Source organism: Streptomyces sp. DH41 (genome assembly GCF_029813785.1).
Taxonomy (GTDB): Bacteria; Actinomycetota; Actinomycetes; order Streptomycetales; family Streptomycetaceae; genus Streptomyces.
In genome coordinates this window covers 1-15,740 of the sequence record NZ_JARVKY010000007.1, presented here as the reverse complement: position 1 = coordinate 15,740, position 15,740 = coordinate 1, and the positions used below count along the sequence as shown (strand labels likewise).

The 15,740-nt window shown below is 71.0% G+C and carries 12 protein-coding genes and 1 tRNA gene; 2 read left to right on the top strand and 11 right to left on the bottom strand.

Features of this window, described 5'->3' with window-relative positions:
* Positions 1-15 precede the first annotated feature (15 nt).
* The 9 genes from QC283_RS13545 to QC283_RS13505 all read right to left on the bottom strand — a co-directional run bounded on the left by QC283_RS13545 (position 16) and on the right by QC283_RS13505 (position 12,771).
* Positions 16-1,164, bottom strand: a complete 1,149-nt coding sequence (locus QC283_RS13545) for an LCP family protein (protein ID WP_279561734.1) — start codon at positions 1,162-1,164, stop codon at positions 16-18.
* Positions 1,165-1,378: 214 nt separating this feature from the next.
* Entirely contained in the window at positions 1,379-3,064 is a 1,686-nt protein-coding gene (locus QC283_RS13540) for a trypsin-like serine protease (RefSeq protein WP_279562000.1), read from the bottom strand.
* A 284-nt stretch (positions 3,065-3,348) separates the two neighbouring features.
* Positions 3,349-5,451, bottom strand: a complete 2,103-nt coding sequence (gene rho, locus QC283_RS13535) for a transcription termination factor Rho (protein ID WP_279561733.1) — start codon at positions 5,449-5,451, stop codon at positions 3,349-3,351.
* 429 nt (positions 5,452-5,880) lie between these two features.
* Positions 5,881-6,810 (bottom strand): homoserine kinase, encoded by a 930-nt coding sequence (gene thrB / locus QC283_RS13530; protein ID WP_279561732.1) that lies wholly within the window; start codon positions 6,808-6,810, stop codon positions 5,881-5,883.
* Between the two features lie 386 nt (positions 6,811-7,196).
* Positions 7,197-8,255 carry a threonine synthase gene (thrC, locus tag QC283_RS13525; protein ID WP_279561731.1) on the bottom strand — a complete coding sequence of 353 codons (1,059 nt, stop codon included), beginning with the start codon at positions 8,253-8,255 and terminating at the stop codon, positions 7,197-7,199.
* 6 nt (positions 8,256-8,261) lie between these two features.
* Complete coding sequence (locus QC283_RS13520; protein ID WP_279561730.1) at positions 8,262-9,554, bottom strand: homoserine dehydrogenase; 1,293 nt, start codon at positions 9,552-9,554, stop codon at positions 8,262-8,264.
* A gap of 170 nt (positions 9,555-9,724) precedes the next feature.
* On the bottom strand, positions 9,725-11,116 hold the full coding sequence (gene lysA, locus QC283_RS13515; protein ID WP_279561729.1) for a diaminopimelate decarboxylase: 1,392 nt from the start codon (positions 11,114-11,116) through the stop codon (positions 9,725-9,727).
* 18 nt (positions 11,117-11,134) lie between these two features.
* Positions 11,135-12,208 carry an ArgS-related anticodon-binding protein NrtL gene (nrtL, locus tag QC283_RS13510; RefSeq protein WP_279561728.1) on the bottom strand — a complete coding sequence of 358 codons (1,074 nt, stop codon included), beginning with the start codon at positions 12,206-12,208 and terminating at the stop codon, positions 11,135-11,137.
* A gap of 128 nt (positions 12,209-12,336) precedes the next feature.
* Entirely contained in the window at positions 12,337-12,771 is a 435-nt protein-coding gene (locus tag QC283_RS13505) for a response regulator (RefSeq protein WP_443032596.1), read from the bottom strand.
* Between the two features lie 208 nt (positions 12,772-12,979).
* Here QC283_RS13505 and QC283_RS13500 point away from each other — a divergent pair.
* Positions 12,980-13,051, top strand: a tRNA-Arg gene (locus tag QC283_RS13500).
* Positions 13,052-13,574: 523 nt separating this feature from the next.
* Positions 13,575-13,994 (top strand): hypothetical protein, encoded by a 420-nt coding sequence (locus tag QC283_RS13495; protein WP_336620643.1) that lies wholly within the window; start codon positions 13,575-13,577, stop codon positions 13,992-13,994.
* 105 nt (positions 13,995-14,099) lie between these two features.
* On the opposite strand, the gene QC283_RS13490 is transcribed toward QC283_RS13495, so the two are convergent.
* Both QC283_RS13490 and QC283_RS13485 read right to left on the bottom strand, forming a co-directional pair.
* The gene (locus QC283_RS13490; protein WP_279561726.1) at positions 14,100-14,264 is read right to left on the bottom strand and encodes a hypothetical protein; all 165 of its coding nucleotides are present in this window, start codon (positions 14,262-14,264) and stop codon (positions 14,100-14,102) included.
* A 148-nt stretch (positions 14,265-14,412) separates the two neighbouring features.
* Positions 14,413-15,246, bottom strand: a complete 834-nt coding sequence (locus QC283_RS13485) for a PIG-L family deacetylase (RefSeq protein ID WP_279561725.1) — start codon at positions 15,244-15,246, stop codon at positions 14,413-14,415.
* Positions 15,247-15,740: the final 494 nt, after the last annotated feature.

The following is a 15,740-nucleotide window of genomic DNA, read 5'->3' as shown; positions in this document are numbered from 1 at the left end:
TTGTCCGCGACACCGCTACGGGCCGCTGTTCACGACGCCCTTGGCGCCGCCCGACGCCGTGCCCTCCGTCGCCGCCTCGGGAATCGGCTTGTCGTTCTTCAGCGCCGTCCACACCTGGTCGGCCTTGGTCCGCGCCACCAGGACGCGGTTGGCGTCCGCGGGGTCGTACCGGACCGGCATCGTGACCATGTTCATGTTCGAGGCGTCGATGCCCTTGAGGCCGCTCGCGAAGGACATCAGGGAGTTCACCGAGCCCAGGTCGGAGTCGGTGGTCACCGTCTTGGTGGCGGTGTCGGCGATGTCGTACAGCTTCTTGGGGTTGCCGAGCAGACCGATGTCCTTGATCTGGTCGACCAGGGCCTTGACGAAGGCCTGCTGGAGCTGGATGCGGCCGAGGTCGGAGCCGTCGCCGACGCCGTGCCGGGTGCGGACCAGGCCGAGGGCCTGCTCGCCGTCGAGGGTGTGGGTGCCGGCCGGCAGGTCGAGGTGGCTGTCGGGGTCCTCGATGTCCTCGGTGGTGGTGATGTCGACGCCGCCGAGGTCGTCGATGAGCTGCTGGAAGCCGCTGAAGTCGACCTCCAGGTAGTGGTCCATGCGCAGACCGCTGATCGACTCGACGGTCTTCACGGCGCAGGCGCCGCCGCCGGTGGAGTAGGCGGAGTTGAACATCACGTCGTCGGCGGCGGGGTGCTCGTCGCCGTCGGAGTCGGTGCACTCGGGGCGGTCGATGAGGGTGTCGCGCGGGATGGAGACCACGCTGGCCTTCTTGTGGCCCTTGTAGACGTGCACGACCATCGCCGTGTCGGAACGGGCGGTGCCGTCGTCGGTGCCGCCGCCGAGCTCCTTGTTGCCGCCGGAGCGGGTGTCGGAGCCGAGGACGAGGATGTTCTGGGAGCCGTTGTCGGCCTTCTCGGGCCGGTCGGTGCCGAGGACCTGGTCGATGTCGACGCTGGAGAGGTTGCCGTTGAGCTTGAAGAAGAGGACCCCGGCGCCGGTGCCGCCCAGGACCACGACGCCCGCGGCGGTCCAGGCCGCGACCAGCAGGGCCTTGCGCCGTCTGGCGCGGGGCCTGCGGCGGCGGCCCTTGCCCCGGTGGCGGGGAGCGGGGGAACGGGCTTCCCCGGGGCCGGGTATGGCGGGGTCGGGCGTGTTCTCGGCGGACATGTGCTCCTCGGTGCTCGTGCGGTCGGTTACCCCCTGTGCTCAGGGTCGGGGCTGGTCGGCTCCGGCGGTTTCCACCGGTACCTCACCATCGTCCCCCCGTTGGTGAGACGGCGGAACTCGGCACAGGGTTGCACAACGCCCTGTGCCCGACGCGTGGCGCGTCGGGCACAGTGAGTCACCGAAGTGACCGCGGGATCCGCGGTCACCTGGGGTTTCAGGTGATGATGTCGTAGCTGCCGTACCCGCCGCCGACCTTCACCGCTGTGGCGAAGATCCCGGTACCGGCCTCGCCGGTACCGCGGTACAGGTACATGTTCCCGTACTCCGTGATGGCCAGGACGTCCGCCTTGCCGTCACCGTTCACGTCGCCGGGTGTGACGACGGTCTCGACCTCGGGCCAGCTGCGCAGCTTGATCCGCGAGGTGAAGGCGCTCTGGGCGTTCCCCGTGCCCTGGTACAGGTAGAGGTCACCGTTCCAGGCCTGGCCGATCAGGTCGGCCTTGCCGTCCCCGGTGAAGTCACCGTGGCCGCGCAGCTCGTCGTAGGCGGTCAGACCGGTGGTCACCTGGACGCGGCCGGCGAAGTAGCCGTCGCCGCGGCCCGGGTACAGCCACAGCGTGTCCGCGGAGTCCAGGGAGAGCAGGTCCGGCAGGGTGTCGCCGGTCACGTCGCCGGGAGCGAGGATCTGCTTGCGGCTGCCCCAGCCGCTCGCCAGGGTCCGGTGCGCCCAGGACTGGGTGGACGGCACGAAGTGCGTCCAGACCAGCTCGCCGTTGAGGCCCCGGTTGAGCAGGTCCTGGTAGCCGTCCCGGTCGAGGTCGGTCTGCACGACGTGGTCGACGCCGCTCCAGTCGCCCCACAGGCCGCGGGCGCCGAAGGCGGTGCCGGTGGATTCCATGGAGTACCCGTTCCCGGTGGACGCCTCGCGCAGCCACAGGTCGGCTCGGCCGTCCCCGCCGAGGTCCGTGTCGTCCACCCGCGGGTAGGTGTCGGCGGCGTAGGTGCTGACCTTGGCGAAGACGCTGTACGCGCCCGCCGCGACGCAGTCCTCGACGCCCCAGGAGACGACGCCCACGATGCGTCCGGCGACGACCAGGGGGCCGCCGGAGTCGCCGTTGCACGCCGAGACGGTGCCCTCGTCGGAGCCGGTCGCGGGCTCGCCCGCGCAGACCATGTGGCCCTTGACGTAGTCGGTGCCCCAGGCACCGGCGCAGGTGGCGTCGGACCGGATCGGCAGGGTGGCCGTCTTCAGCACGTCGGAGATGTCGTCCGAGGTGGAGGTGGTGCGGCCCCAGCCGTACACCTTGGCGTTGGTGCCGGCCTGGTAGGAGGCGGTGTCGTCCGCCGTCGTCATGGGGATCGGCTTGGCATCGACCGGGTTCGGCAGGGTCAGCAGCGCCATGTCGTTGTCGATGGTCGTCGCGTTGTACGACGGGTGGTTCCACTGGCGCCAGACGCCGGAGACGGTGCCGCCGTTCAGGTCGCTGCCGGTGGCGAGCTGCGCGGTGCCGGTGACGACGGCGCCGTTGGCGTACCAGTCGTAGCCCTTGACGCAGTGCGCGGCGGTGAGGATCTTCGTCGGCGAGATGACGGCGCCGCCGCAGAAGAAGCCGATGTCGTCGCCCTCGGTCACGGTGCCGCGGTCGTCGTAGTACCAGAGCTGCGCCATCCACGGCGCGGCGGAGATGCCGGTCTCGGTACCGCCGATGATCTTCGGGTCGATTCCGGCGGCGTCGGTGGTGTCGCCGCGCAGCGTCTTGCCGGCGCTCTCGCCGGCCTTGTCGTCACCGACGACGGCGCCGGCGATCCGGCGCTCCAGCTCGGCCTGCGGCACGGTCCTGACGGCCGGTTCGACCGTCGGCTCCGGCTGGGCGGGGGCGGCTGCGGCGGACGACGTCATCAGCGCCGCGGCCACCACCCCGGCCAGGCCTGTGGCGAGCGCGGGCAGCGCGAGGCGCGTCCTGCGTCTGTGACGGCGGGGCCGGTCGGACGCGGACAGGGATGTGCTCACTCAAGTCCCCCCAGGAGATGAGAAATCTGCCGGATCGAGTGCCGTGACGCCGGTGACCCCCCGGACGCCGACGCACTCGAGAAGGCGTGATCGTACACCTGTTCCCCAGGGCGTGAACAGGGCCGCCCCCGTCACAGGTGTGACGGGGGCGGCCCTGGGGTGCTGCGAAGACGTCAGTCGCCGTTGCCCGGCGTCGGGGTCGTCTTCTGGATCTGCAGCAGGAACTCCGCGTTCGACTTGGTCTGCTTCATCTTGTCGAGGAGCAGCTCGATCGCCTGCTGCTGGTCGAGGGCGTGCAGCACCCGGCGCAGCTTCCAGGTGATGGCGAGTTCGTCGCTGCCGAGCAGGATCTCTTCCTTGCGGGTGCCGGACGCGTCGACGTCCACCGCCGGGAAGATGCGCTTGTCGGCGAGCTTCCGGTCGAGCTTGAGCTCGGCGTTGCCGGTGCCCTTGAACTCCTCGAAGATGACCTCGTCCATGCGGGACCCGGTGTCCACCAGGGCGGTGGCGAGGATGGTCAGCGAGCCGCCGTCCTCGATGTTGCGGGCCGCACCGAAGAAGCGCTTCGGCGGGTACAGGGCGGTCGAGTCGACACCACCGGACAGGATGCGGCCGGAGGCCGGGGCGGCGAGGTTGTACGCGCGGCCCAGACGGGTGATCGAGTCGAGCAGGACGACGACGTCGTGACCCAGCTCCACCAGACGCTTGGCGCGCTCGATGGCGAGCTCGGCGACCGTGGTGTGGTCCTCCGCCGGGCGGTCGAAGGTCGAGGAGATGACCTCGCCCTTCACCGACCGCTGCATGTCGGTGACCTCTTCCGGACGCTCGTCGACCAGGACGACCATCAGGTGGCACTCGGGGTTGTTGTGCGTGATCGCGTTGGCGATCGCCTGCATGATCATGGTCTTGCCGGTCTTCGGCGGGGCCACGATCAGACCGCGCTGCCCCTTACCGATGGGCGCGACGAGGTCGATGATGCGGGTGGTGAGGACGCCGGGGTCCGTCTCCAGGCGGAGGCGGTCCTGCGGGTACAGCGGCGTCAGCTTGTTGAACTCCGGCCGCCCGCGCCCGGATTCGGGCGCCATGCCGTTCTGGGAGTCCAGGCGGACCAGCGCGTTGAACTTCTCGCGGCGCTCGCCGTCCTTGGGCTGGCGCACGGCACCGGTGATGTGGTCACCCTTGCGCAGGCCGTTCTTGCGGACCTGGGCGAGGGAGACGTACACGTCGTTGGGGCCGGGCAGGTAGCCGGAGGTCCGGATGAACGCGTAGTTGTCGAGGATGTCGAGGATGCCGGCGACCGGGATGAGGACGTCGTCCTCGTTGATCTGCGGCTCCTGCTGGATGTCGTCGCGGCCACGGCGGCCACGGCGGTCCCGGTAGCGGCCGCGACGGCCGCGGCGGCCGCCCTCGAAGTCGTCGTCGTCCTGCTGCTGCTGACGGTCCTGCCCGCCGCCCTGCTGCCGGCGCTGCTGACCGCCGCCCTGGTTCTGCTGGTCGTCGCCCTTGCCCCTGCGGTCGCGGTCGCGTCCGCGGTCACCGCGGTCGCGGTCACCCCGGTCGCGGTCACGGTCACCGCGGTCACGGCGGTCGCGACGGCGGCCCTCGCCGCCCTCACCGTCGGAGCGGGCGTCGCCCTGGCCCTGCTGCTGGCCCTGCGACTGCCCCTGCCCCTGCTGCTGCGCGGAGGACTCGGCCTTCGGCTCGCTCTTCGTCTCGACGGCCACCGTCTCGGTGGCGGCGGACGGGCTGCCCGCGTCGGCGGTGGCCCGGCGGCGACGGCGCTCCGAGGGCGCGTCGTCACCGGCCGTCTCGCCCGCGGGCGAGACCTTCGGGGACGGCTGACCGGGGATGTCGATCTGCTGCTGGGCGGCGGCCTTGTCGGCGGCCGTCCGGTCCGTCTTCTTCTCGGCCTTGCCGGCCTTCTCCGCCTTCTCGGCGGGGGCCTCGTCGCCGGTACGGGACCGGGAGGTGCTGCGGCGCTTCGGCTTGGTCTCGCCGGCGGCGTCCGCCGCTGCGGGCGCGGCCTTGGCGGGGGCTCCCCCCGCGGCCTGCGCCTCCTTGATGACCTCGATCAACTGGCTCTTGCGCATACGCGCGGTGCCCCTGATGCCGAGGCCGGATGCGACCTGCTGCAGCTCGGCCAGCACCATGCCCTCGAGGCCGGTACCACGGCGCCGCCGGGAGCCGGCACCGGTGGCAGGCGCGGAGGCGTCCGTGGAGGGCGCGGCAGCGGTCTCCTCGACACGTGCGCCCATCAGATCGGTGGTGTCGCTCACGAAGGGTCCTTCCCTGGAGCGGACGTCGGCCTGTCTGGCTCGGCGACCGGTTGTGCTGTCCGGCTTCGGTCCTTGCTGTGTGAACCGTGCCGGGGCGGTGGTCCGCCTGAACGGCGGAAGAGATATCTGGTGATGGCGCTTCCCCTAGCCGTGGCACCCAGTGTCTGTGTCATGCGGCGTGGTCGCACCGGTTCCGAAACTCCCCCAGAGGGGGTGCCCCCACCGGCGGGCCGCTCAGTGTCCGTGTCGGCCGTACTGATCACGTACGACGTCCAGCACACAATGCGGCTTGGGGGGCTCCCGGAAGAATGTCTGTCCCTGACGGGGACACGAGGCACCTCGCCATGGTGGGGTCGGGTGCAGACTTGAGATTAACACTACCGGATCCAACAAACATTCCCCCTCTCGAAATCCGGCAACCGTACGCGGCTAAATGTCGCTGGAGGTCGCCAGCGGCAGGACGCTCGCGCCCCGCTGGTCCAGGCTGAGCCGGTTGGCCGCCCAGTCCGTACCGGCCAGCGCCTCGACCTTGTCGGCCGTGTCGGCGTCGGCCAGTGCCATCACCGTGGGCCCGGCGCCCGAGATCACCGCGGGGATGCCGTCGCCGCGCAGCCGCTCCACCAGCGCCGCGCTCTCCGGCATGGCCGGCGCGCGGTACTCCTGGTGCAGGCGGTCCTCGGTGGCCGGCAGCAGCAACTCGGGGCGCCTGGTGAGCGCCTCGACGAGCAGCGCGGCGCGGCCGGCGTTGGTGGCGGCGTCGACGTGCGGGACGCTGCGCGGCAGCAGGCCGCGCGCGGTCTCCGTCAGTACCGGCTTTCCGGGCACGAAAACCACCGGAACGATGGAATCGGCGGGCTCCATCCTGATCGCCCGGGCGGCGCCGGAATCCATCCAGGAGAGGGTGAAGCCGCCCAGCAGACAGGCCGCCACGTTGTCGGGGTGGCCCTCGATCTCGGTGGCGAGGTCGAGCAGCGCGGCGTCGTCGAGGCGGGTCTCGCCGCCTATGGTCACCGCGCGCGCCGCGACGAGGCCGGCGCAGATGGCGGCGGAGGAGGAGCCGAGGCCGCGGCCGTGCGGGATGCGGTTGGCGCAGACGATCTCCAGGCCGCGCGGCTGTCCGCCCAGCAGGTCGAAGGCGGTGCGCAGGGAGCGGACGAGGAGGTGCTTCTCGTCGCGCGGCAGTGTCTCGCTGCCCTCACCCGCGATGTCGATGTGCAGCCCTGAGTCGGCCACCCGGACGACCACGTCGTCGTACAAGCCCAGCGCCAGGCCGAGGGCGTCGAAGCCCGGACCGAGGTTGGCGCTGGTGGCGGGGACGCGCACCCGGACGGCGGCGGCGCGGAAGGCTGGACCGGCCATCGCTTGATGACTCTCCTTGAGCTGCGTGACTGTGGAACGACATTCGATGACGTACGTAGAACCCTGGGCCCGCCGCTGCCTGCCCAACGGCCGACGACCCCCCGGACGCTTCCCGGCCGCTTCCCGGACGCTTCCGGAACGGGGAGACGGCGCGGCACCGCGGCATATGCGGCGGACGGATTCGGTACAGCCTATCGAAGGAAGGTTCTGTGGCGACATAGGGCGCACAGGAGGCGCACGATGCGTGTCGTAAGCCCCCTGTGCACCCCCCGTAAGTGACTTTCCCGGCTGGGCGCCGCTTACGCCCTCTGCTTACGCGGGGCGCGTTTCCTGGGAGGCTCCTCCGAATTCCGTCGCGGGCCCCCGGGATTCCGCGGGGAGGCCCCTCAGATCAGGCCGAGCCGCTCGGCCGCCGTCGCCGCGTCGACCGGGACGGTGACCGGCTGCGGGGCGCCGGCGACGGCCCAGTCCGGGTCCTTCAGTCCGTTGCCGGTGACGGTGCACACGATCCGCTGCCCCGGGTCGACCTTGCCCTGCTCGGCGGCCTTCAGCAGGCCGGCGACCGACGCGGCGGACGCGGGCTCCACGAAGACGCCCTCCTGGGAGGCCAACAGCCGGTAGGCGCGCAGGATCTCACGGTCCGTCACCTCGTCGATGGCGCCGCCGGACTCGTCCCGCGCGGCGAGCGCGAAGTCCCACGAGGCGGGGTTGCCGATGCGGATGGCGGTGGCGATGGTCGACGGGTCCTTGACGACCTCGCCGCGCACGATCGGTGCGCTGCCGGAGGCCTGGAACCCCCACATGCGCGGCGTCCTCGTGCTGACCTTGTCGGCGGCGTACTCCTTGTAGCCCTTCCAGTACGCGGTGATGTTGCCCGCGTTGCCCACCGGCAGGACGTGGATGTCGGGGGCGTCGCCCAGCATGTCCACGATCTCGAAGGCGGCCGTCTTCTGCCCCTCGATACGCACCGGGTTGACCGAATTGACCAGCGCCACGGGATAGTTGTCGCTCAGCGCGCGGGCGAGCGTGAGGCAGTCGTCGAAGTTGCCGTCGACCTGGAGGATCTTCGCACCGTGCACGAGGGCCTGGCCCATCTTGCCGAGCGCGATCTTGCCCTGCGGCACGAGGACGGCGGAGACCATCCCGGCCCGCACCCCGTACGCGGCGGCGGAGGCGGACGTGTTGCCGGTGGACGCGCAGATGACGGCCTGCGCGCCCTCCTCCTTGGCCTTGCTGATGGCCATGGTCATGCCGCGGTCCTTGAAGGACCCGGTCGGGTTCGCCCCCTCGACCTTGAGGTGGACCTCGCAGCCCGTGCGCTCGGAGAGCACCTGCGCGGGCACGAGCGGCGTGCCGCCCTCGCGGAGCGTCACGACGGGCGTGCTGTCGGAGACGGGCAGCCTGTCCCGGTACTCCTCGATGATTCCGCGCCACTGGTGGGTCATTGCTGGTTACTCTCCTTCAACCCGCATGATGCTGGCGACACCCCGCACGGTGTCGAGCTTGCGCAGCGCCTCGACCGTACCGCCGAGGGCGGCGTCGGACGCGCGGTGGGTGACGACGACGAGGGAGGCCTCGCCGTCCTTGCCGGACTGCCGCACGGTGTCGATGGAGACACCGTGCTCCGCGAACACGGTCGCGACCTGGGCGAGCACGCCCGGTTTGTCGGCCACGTCGAGGCTGATGTGGTACCGCGTGACGACGTCGCCCATCGGGGAGACGGGAAGCGCGGCGTACGCGGACTCGCCGGGTCCGGTCGCGCCGCCGATCCGGTTGCGGCAGACGGCGACGAGATCGCCGAGCACGGCGGACGCGGTCGGCGAGCCGCCGGCGCCGGGCCCGTAGAACATGAGCTGCCCGGCGGCGTCGGACTCGACGAAGACGGCGTTGTAGGCGCCGCGCACGTTCGCCAGCGGATGGCTGAGCGGGATCATCGCGGGGTGCACGCGCGCGGTGACCGACGCCCCGTCCGCGGCCCGCTCGCAGATGGCGAGGAGCTTGATGGTGCAGCCCATCTCCTTGGCGGAGGCGAAGTCGGCGGCGGTGACCTCGGTCATGCCCTCGCGGTAGACGTCGTCGAGGCGCACGCGCGTGTGGAAGGCGATCCCGGCGAGGATGGCGGCCTTGGCGGCGGCGTCGAAGCCCTCGACGTCGGCGGTCGGGTCGGCCTCCGCGTACCCGAGGGCGGTGGCCTCGTCGAGCGCTTCCTGGTACCCGGCACCGGTGGTGTCCATGGCGTCGAGGATGAAGTTCGTCGTCCCGTTGACGATGCCGAGCACCCGGTTGACCTTGTCGCCGGCGAGGGACTCGCGCAGCGGCCGGATCAGCGGGATGGCACCGGCGACGGCGGCCTCGTAGTAGAGGTCCTTCCCGTTCGCGCCCGCCGCGGCGTGCAGCGCGGCGCCGTCCTGCGCGAGGAGCGCCTTGTTGGCGGAGACGACGGAGGCGCCGTGCTCGAAGGCGGTGGTGATGAGGGTCCGGGCGGGCTCGATCCCGCCGATGACCTCGACGACGACGTCGATGTCCCCGCGCTTGACGAGGGCGGTGGCGTCGGTGGTGACGAGGGCCGGGTCGATGCCCTCGCGCACCCGGTCGGGCCGCCGTACGGCCACGCCCGCGAGCTCCACCGGGGCCCCGATCCGGGCGGCGAGGTCGTCGGCGTGCGTCGTCATGATGCGCGCCACCTCTGAGCCGACCACTCCACAGCCCAGCAGCGCCACTTTCAGCGGACGCGTACGCATCATCCGACCTCGTTTCCTCTTACCGTCTACGGTTGGTCCAGTCTCACTCACCGGACGGGATTTTCTGCCTTTCGTCCGGATCGTGAGACATTAATTTCATTGTCGCAGGACCGGATTCCGAAGGATCTTCCGCCCGCCCTGCCTCGCCCCACCACCGGCTCCTCCGGCCGGACTCATCCGACGTCGAGGCGCAGCAGATCCTCCTCGGTCTCCCGCCGCACGATGACCCGTGCCTCGCCGTCCCGTACGGCGACGACGGGCGGACGCAGCACGTGGTTGTAGTTGCTGGCCATGGAACGGCAGTACGCCCCCGTCGCCGGTACGGCGATCAGGTCACCGGGCGCCAGGTCCCCCGGCAGGAAGGCGTCCTTGACCACGATGTCCCCGCTCTCGCAGTGCTTGCCGACGACCCGCGCGAGCACGGGCTCGGCGTCGGAGGCGCGGGAGACGAGGGCGACGCTGTACTCGGCGTCGTACAGCGCGGTGCGGATGTTGTCGGACATGCCGCCGTCCACGGAGACGTACGTGCGCAGCCCGTCGAGGGGCTTGACGGTGCCGACCTCGTAGAGCGTGAAGGCGGTGGGCCCCACGATGGCACGCCCGGGCTCGACGGAGATACGAGGCGTACGCAGCCGCGCGCCCTCGCACTCCCGCGTCACGATCTCGGTCAGCGCCTTGGCGATCTCGTGCGGCTCACGGGGATCGTCGTCGCTCGTGTACGCGATCCCGAGCCCGCCGCCGAGGTCGATCTCGGGCAGCTCGACGCCGTGCTCGTCGCGGATGTCCTTGAGCAGCCCGACCACCCGGTGGGCGGCCACCTCGAACCCCGACATGTCGAAGATCTGCGACCCGATGTGCGAGTGGATCCCGATCAACTCGAGCCCGTCGAGCTGGAGCGCCCGCCGCACGGCCTCCGCCGCCTGCCCGCCGGCCAGCGGGATCCCGAACTTCTGGTCCTCGTGGGCCGTGGCGATGAACTCGTGCGTGTGCGCCTCGACTCCGACGGTGATACGGATCTGCACCCGCTGCCGCTGGCCCAGCGACTGGGCGATGTGGGCGACGCGCACGATCTCCTGGAAGGAGTCGAGCACGATCCGCCCGACCCCGGCACGCACAGCCCGCTCGATCTCCTCCGGCGACTTGTTGTTGCCGTGAAAGGCGATGCGGTCGGCGGGCATGCCCGCGGACAACGCGGTGGCGAGCTCGCCCCCCGAACACACGTCGAGGTTCAGCCCCTCCTCGTCCAGCCACCGCACGACGGCCCGGGACAGGAACGCCTTGCCCGCGTAGAAGACGTCGGCGTCCGAGCCGAAGGCGGTTCGCCAGGCCCGCGCCCTGGCCCGGAAGTCGGCCTCGTCGAGGACGTAGGCGGGAGTGCCGTACTCCTCGGCGAGCCGTGTGACGGCCAGCCCGCCGACGGTGACGACACCGTCGGCGTCCCGCGCGACCGTCTGGGCCCAGACCTTCGGGTCGAGGGCGTTGAGGTCGGCGGGCGGCGCGGAGTAGTGCCCGTCGGGGAGGACGTCGGCGTGACGGGGCCCGGCGGGGTGTGCGGAACGGCTCATGGCGTCTTCTGCGCTCTCTCAGAGGTGGTCGGGTGCGTCGATGCCGAGGAGGGACAGGCCGCCGGCCAGCACCGCCCCGACGGCTTCGGCGAGCGCCAGCCGGGCACGGTGGGCGGCCGAGGGTTTCTCCCCGCCGCGGGGCAGCACGGTGGGCAGGAAGGGCAGCGCGGCATCGGCGACGGTGACGAGGTGCCGGGCGAGCCGGTCGGGGGCACGGTGCGCCGCGGCGGCGGCGAGGACGCGGGGATGGCCGGCGAGCGCGGCGACAAGCTCCTGCGCCGTACCACCGGCCATGGGGCCGGGTTCGGCGGCGAAGCGAAGATCGGCCGCGTTGCGCGAGAGCGCGCGGGTGCGGGCATGGGCGTACCGCACACGGAAGAGGGGGTTGCCCTCGCGCTGCCGGAGGTGCTCGTCACCGATCCGGGGCCGGTCGTGGCCGGCGGGGTGGAGCAGGGCCCACCGGCCGGCGTCCCGGCCGAGCGGCAGCGGGTCGGCGGGCGCCGGGACGGGACGGATCCCGACCGGGAGATCCGCGAACGCCGGCCCTTCCGCGTCGACGCGTACACCGAGGACAGCGGTCCACGCGGGGGCGACCGGGGCGGCGCAGCTGGTGCGGACGAGGGCGCCCTGCGAACGCAGGATGCGGGCGGCGGCCTCGGCGACGACGACGGCACGGAGTTCGTGCGGGCAGTGCAGCCGCACGATGCGGCCGCTCTCCCGGCCGGTGCCGTCGGCGCGCCCGTGCCCGTAGCCGTACCCGTACCGGGGCCCGTGCCGCAGGATCTCCTCGACGAGAACGGCGGGCGCGGTGCCGTGCAGGCTGATGTTGAGGAATCCGGGCCCGGTCAGGACGACGTCGGTGATCCCGTCGACGTCGACGAGGTACGGCCGCAGCACCTCGGCGACCCGGCGGGGCGGCTGCCCGGCCGGCCGGGCGAGCTGAAGGGCGATGTTGGTGGCGTAGTCCCCGCACCCTCCGGGCCCCGGCGGAGCGACCACGGCCCGAGCCGGAACGGCCACGCTCAGCTCACCCGCGTCGACAGCGCGACGCACCGCGTGCAGCACGGTACGGGAGAGCTCTACGGGGGTCACGGGTCAAGCGTATGGGAGGAGGGGGGTGGGTAGGCGAACAGGTTTGGCACTGGTCCCGCCATATGGACGGAGCGCCCCTCGACCACGGCTCGACCGCGGGTGGAGTCACCCGGCGCCCATGGACGGAGTCACCCGGCCGACTCGGCCTGAGCCGACGATTCGCTCTCCCCGCCCACACCGAGCACCGTCCGAGAGGAAGCGGCACCCCCACAGGCGCCCCTCCGCTCGACCAGCTGCCGTACGAGAGCGACGAGTTCAGCAGGTTCGAACGGCTTGGACAGAAATACGTCAGCCCCTGCATCGAACGCCGCGTCGACCTCGTACGGCGTACAGGCGCTGACGACGGCGATCGGAAGCTCCCGCGTACGCGGGTCGGCACGCAACCGGGCAGCGGTCCGCACCCCGTCCAGCCGTGGCATGACCACGTCCAGCGTGACGACGTCGGGCCGCACCTGATGGACGACTTCAAGACACTCGGCACCATCGGCCGCGGTCACGACCTCGAAGCCCTCCAGCTCGAGATTGACCCTGATCAGCTGCCGGATGACCTTGTTGTCGTCCACAACAAGAACTCGGCCAGACGCCCTAGGCACAACTCGAGAGTAGGTCCGGACCGGCCACCGCGTCCGGGTTTTCCCCACTTCCACCCCGTGCGGGGGACAACGCCCCCACGGCAGGCCCCACGACCCGCGAAAACCCGTTCATGACCACCCCGGGGGAGCTGGTAGTGTTCTACCCGTCGCCGCGAGCAACACCGAACGCGACGGACACGCCCCCGTAGCTCAGGGGATAGAGCAACGGCCTCCGGAGCCGTGTGCGCAGGTTCGAATCCTGCCGGGGGCACACTGTGCAAGTGTGCCCAAGACCCCGTCACCAGCGGAAACGCTGAGGCCGGGGTCTTCGCGTATGTGCAGGCGGGTGCCACTCGGGGCGGCCGCATGTCAGGCGTTGTGGACTATGCGTGGACTGGCCACGGAGCAGAAATCCGCAGGCCGAACCGAGTGAGCTCCGAGGTACGGCTACGTAGGTGGGAGCGGGCAACGCGGGACCGCGTAGCAGTGGGCGACGGTGTCCGCGCATACGCCCCAAGGCTGATGCGGCGACGCTGCGGTTACGTCCTGTGGTGGGGGCAGTACATACCCTGGCCGGACGAAAGCAATAGGGGACCGCGGAAGCATCAAGGGCACCGCACTACATCGCTGATCGAGGAGCGTGCCGTATGCCCACCATTGCTTCCCTCTCCGCCAACGGCCCCGCTAACAAGGGCCACTTACCCGGTCGCGCTCCGGGCCGGACGGTTCCCGGCGTCCCGTGCTGGGCAAGACGCGCGGCCGCAGCGGTCGTTCTCGCATCTCTGCCGTCGGCGTTGTGGCGTCTCGCCGCAGTACTGGGCATACCGCTCGGCCTGGGACAGTCCGAGTACGACGCGATGCTCATACCCGGCTGGGGCCTGCTGGTGCTGCCCCTGCTGTCGCTGGCCCAGGAGGGCTTGGCCTGGCTGACACTCGGGCTGGTGCGTCCGTGGGGTGAGGTGTGGCCGCGTTGGCTGCCGTACTTCGGAGGCCGTCCAGTGCCGGTCCTCGCCGCGGTTGTGCCGGCTGCGTTCGGCGCAGTCGCCTGCAGCGTCTACGGCGTGCTTCTTGTCTGGACGACCCTGCACGCTGAAATGGACATCGCGCCGTGGGGCAACTGGCTCCTGACCGCCTGCTATCTGCCCATGGCGGCCTGGGGGCCGCTGCTCGGCGCGGTGACCGTGCACTACTACCGGCGCCGCACCCACGGGTGAAGGGCACGAGCGACTCATCCACGGCCGCCATCCGCGAAACCGAAGGCCCCCGTGCCGGGGTCCGGGGGCCTTCATACCTGTGGGTACGGCACCGATGGGTCGTGATCAGGTCTCGTCCGGGTGCCCGTCCTCCTGGCCGTCGTCGTCACCAAGGAGTTCGGCGATCCTGCGGTTGGCGACGTCCTGGCGGCCGTCGAGGCATTTGGCGTACCGGGTCGGGAGCGCTTCGACGCTGTTGCCCACGCGCTCCGCGACCTCGGTGGGGTCCACGCCGGCGTTGAGCCACGAGCCTCAAGGAGCTCGGTTGCCTGCCGAGGGTTCACCACGACTCGGCGGTTGGACCTGATGTGGGACGAACGCCAGTCCCCGAGCTTGTTCCCAGGGCCGTGAGTACGACGAAGAGGGCGGGGCGGGAGAATCAGCGCAGTCCGGCGAAGAGGTCGTTCTCGGGCACGCTCGCGCCGGTGGCGTCCTTGACACGCAGGAAGGTCTCCATGCCCATCAGCTCGCCGAATCGCTCCTTGCCCATCTTGAGGAAGAAGATGTTCTCGCCCTGGCTGGCGTGCGCGGCCAGCGCATCGAACTTCTGACCGCTGAACGCGGTGGTGTCCACCCACGTAGTGATCTCGTCGTCGGGGAGACCGATCTCCGCCAGCGCGGCGGCCTCGGCAGGGTCCGGCTCCGGCTTCTCCTCCTGGGATTCACTCATGGCCTCCCCGAAGCGCTGCATCGTCGAGTGGGGCATCGTCGTCCAGTACACCTTCGGCACCGGCTCAGTCATCTCCAGCGCCGCCATCGTGATGCGGTGGGCCTGGATGTGGTCGGGGTGGCCGTAGAAGCCGTTCTCGTCGTAGGTGACGACCACGTCGGGCCGATAGTGCCGTATGAGTTCCGCGAGACGGGCCGCGCCTTCCTCCACGGGGGTCTGCCAGAACGATCCGGGGGCGTCGTTGCTGGGCCAGCCCACCATCCCGGAGTCGGCGTAGTCCAGCATCTCCAGATCGCTGACCTTCAGGACCTCACAGCTCGCCTCGAGTTCCTTACGGCGCATGGCGGCGACGGCGACCGGATCGTGGCCGGGATCGCCCGGCTTCACACCTCCCGGTCCGTCACCGCAACCGCCGTCGGTACACGTCACGAGAACGGTGCGGATGCCTTCCGCCGCGTACCGCGCGAGAACTCCTCCGGTTCCGGTGGCTTCGTCGTCGGGGTGGGCGTGTACTGCCATGAGCGTCAGGGGCCGGTCAGTCATGAAAACAGTCCTTCTGTAGGAATACGTCCTGGTCCTTACGCGGCGGGATGCGGTGGGCCCGCCGCGTCCTCGGGGCCCGGATCCTGGTGGGCGGACGCGCTCGCGGGCCCGGTGTTCGCCATCCGTGTGGCGCCGGTCCTTCGGTCGGTGCAACCGTGCCGGGCGAATCGGTTGTTCCCACTGCGCGCCTCGGTCTTCCGGGCGTCGGGGCCGCGAGTCCGAGGATCACTGCCCTCGTCGCAGCGCTGGGCGAGGCCGCGCGGCGGGACCGCGGCAGACTCCGCTGGGACTGGCCGCCGAGCGGCCTGAGGAACCGACGCTCATAGCGCTTGGCACAGGGGGTCTCACGAGCCGGTTCGAACGCTTCCTGGCACTGGCACTCCGAGGCGCAGAACGACGAAGCCCGTGGTCAGCTCTACGAGCTGACCACGGGCGGATCTCAACGCCGAGCGTGGGCAGGTTCCTCGCGGGGGGACGGGGGGCCGGGCTGCTCC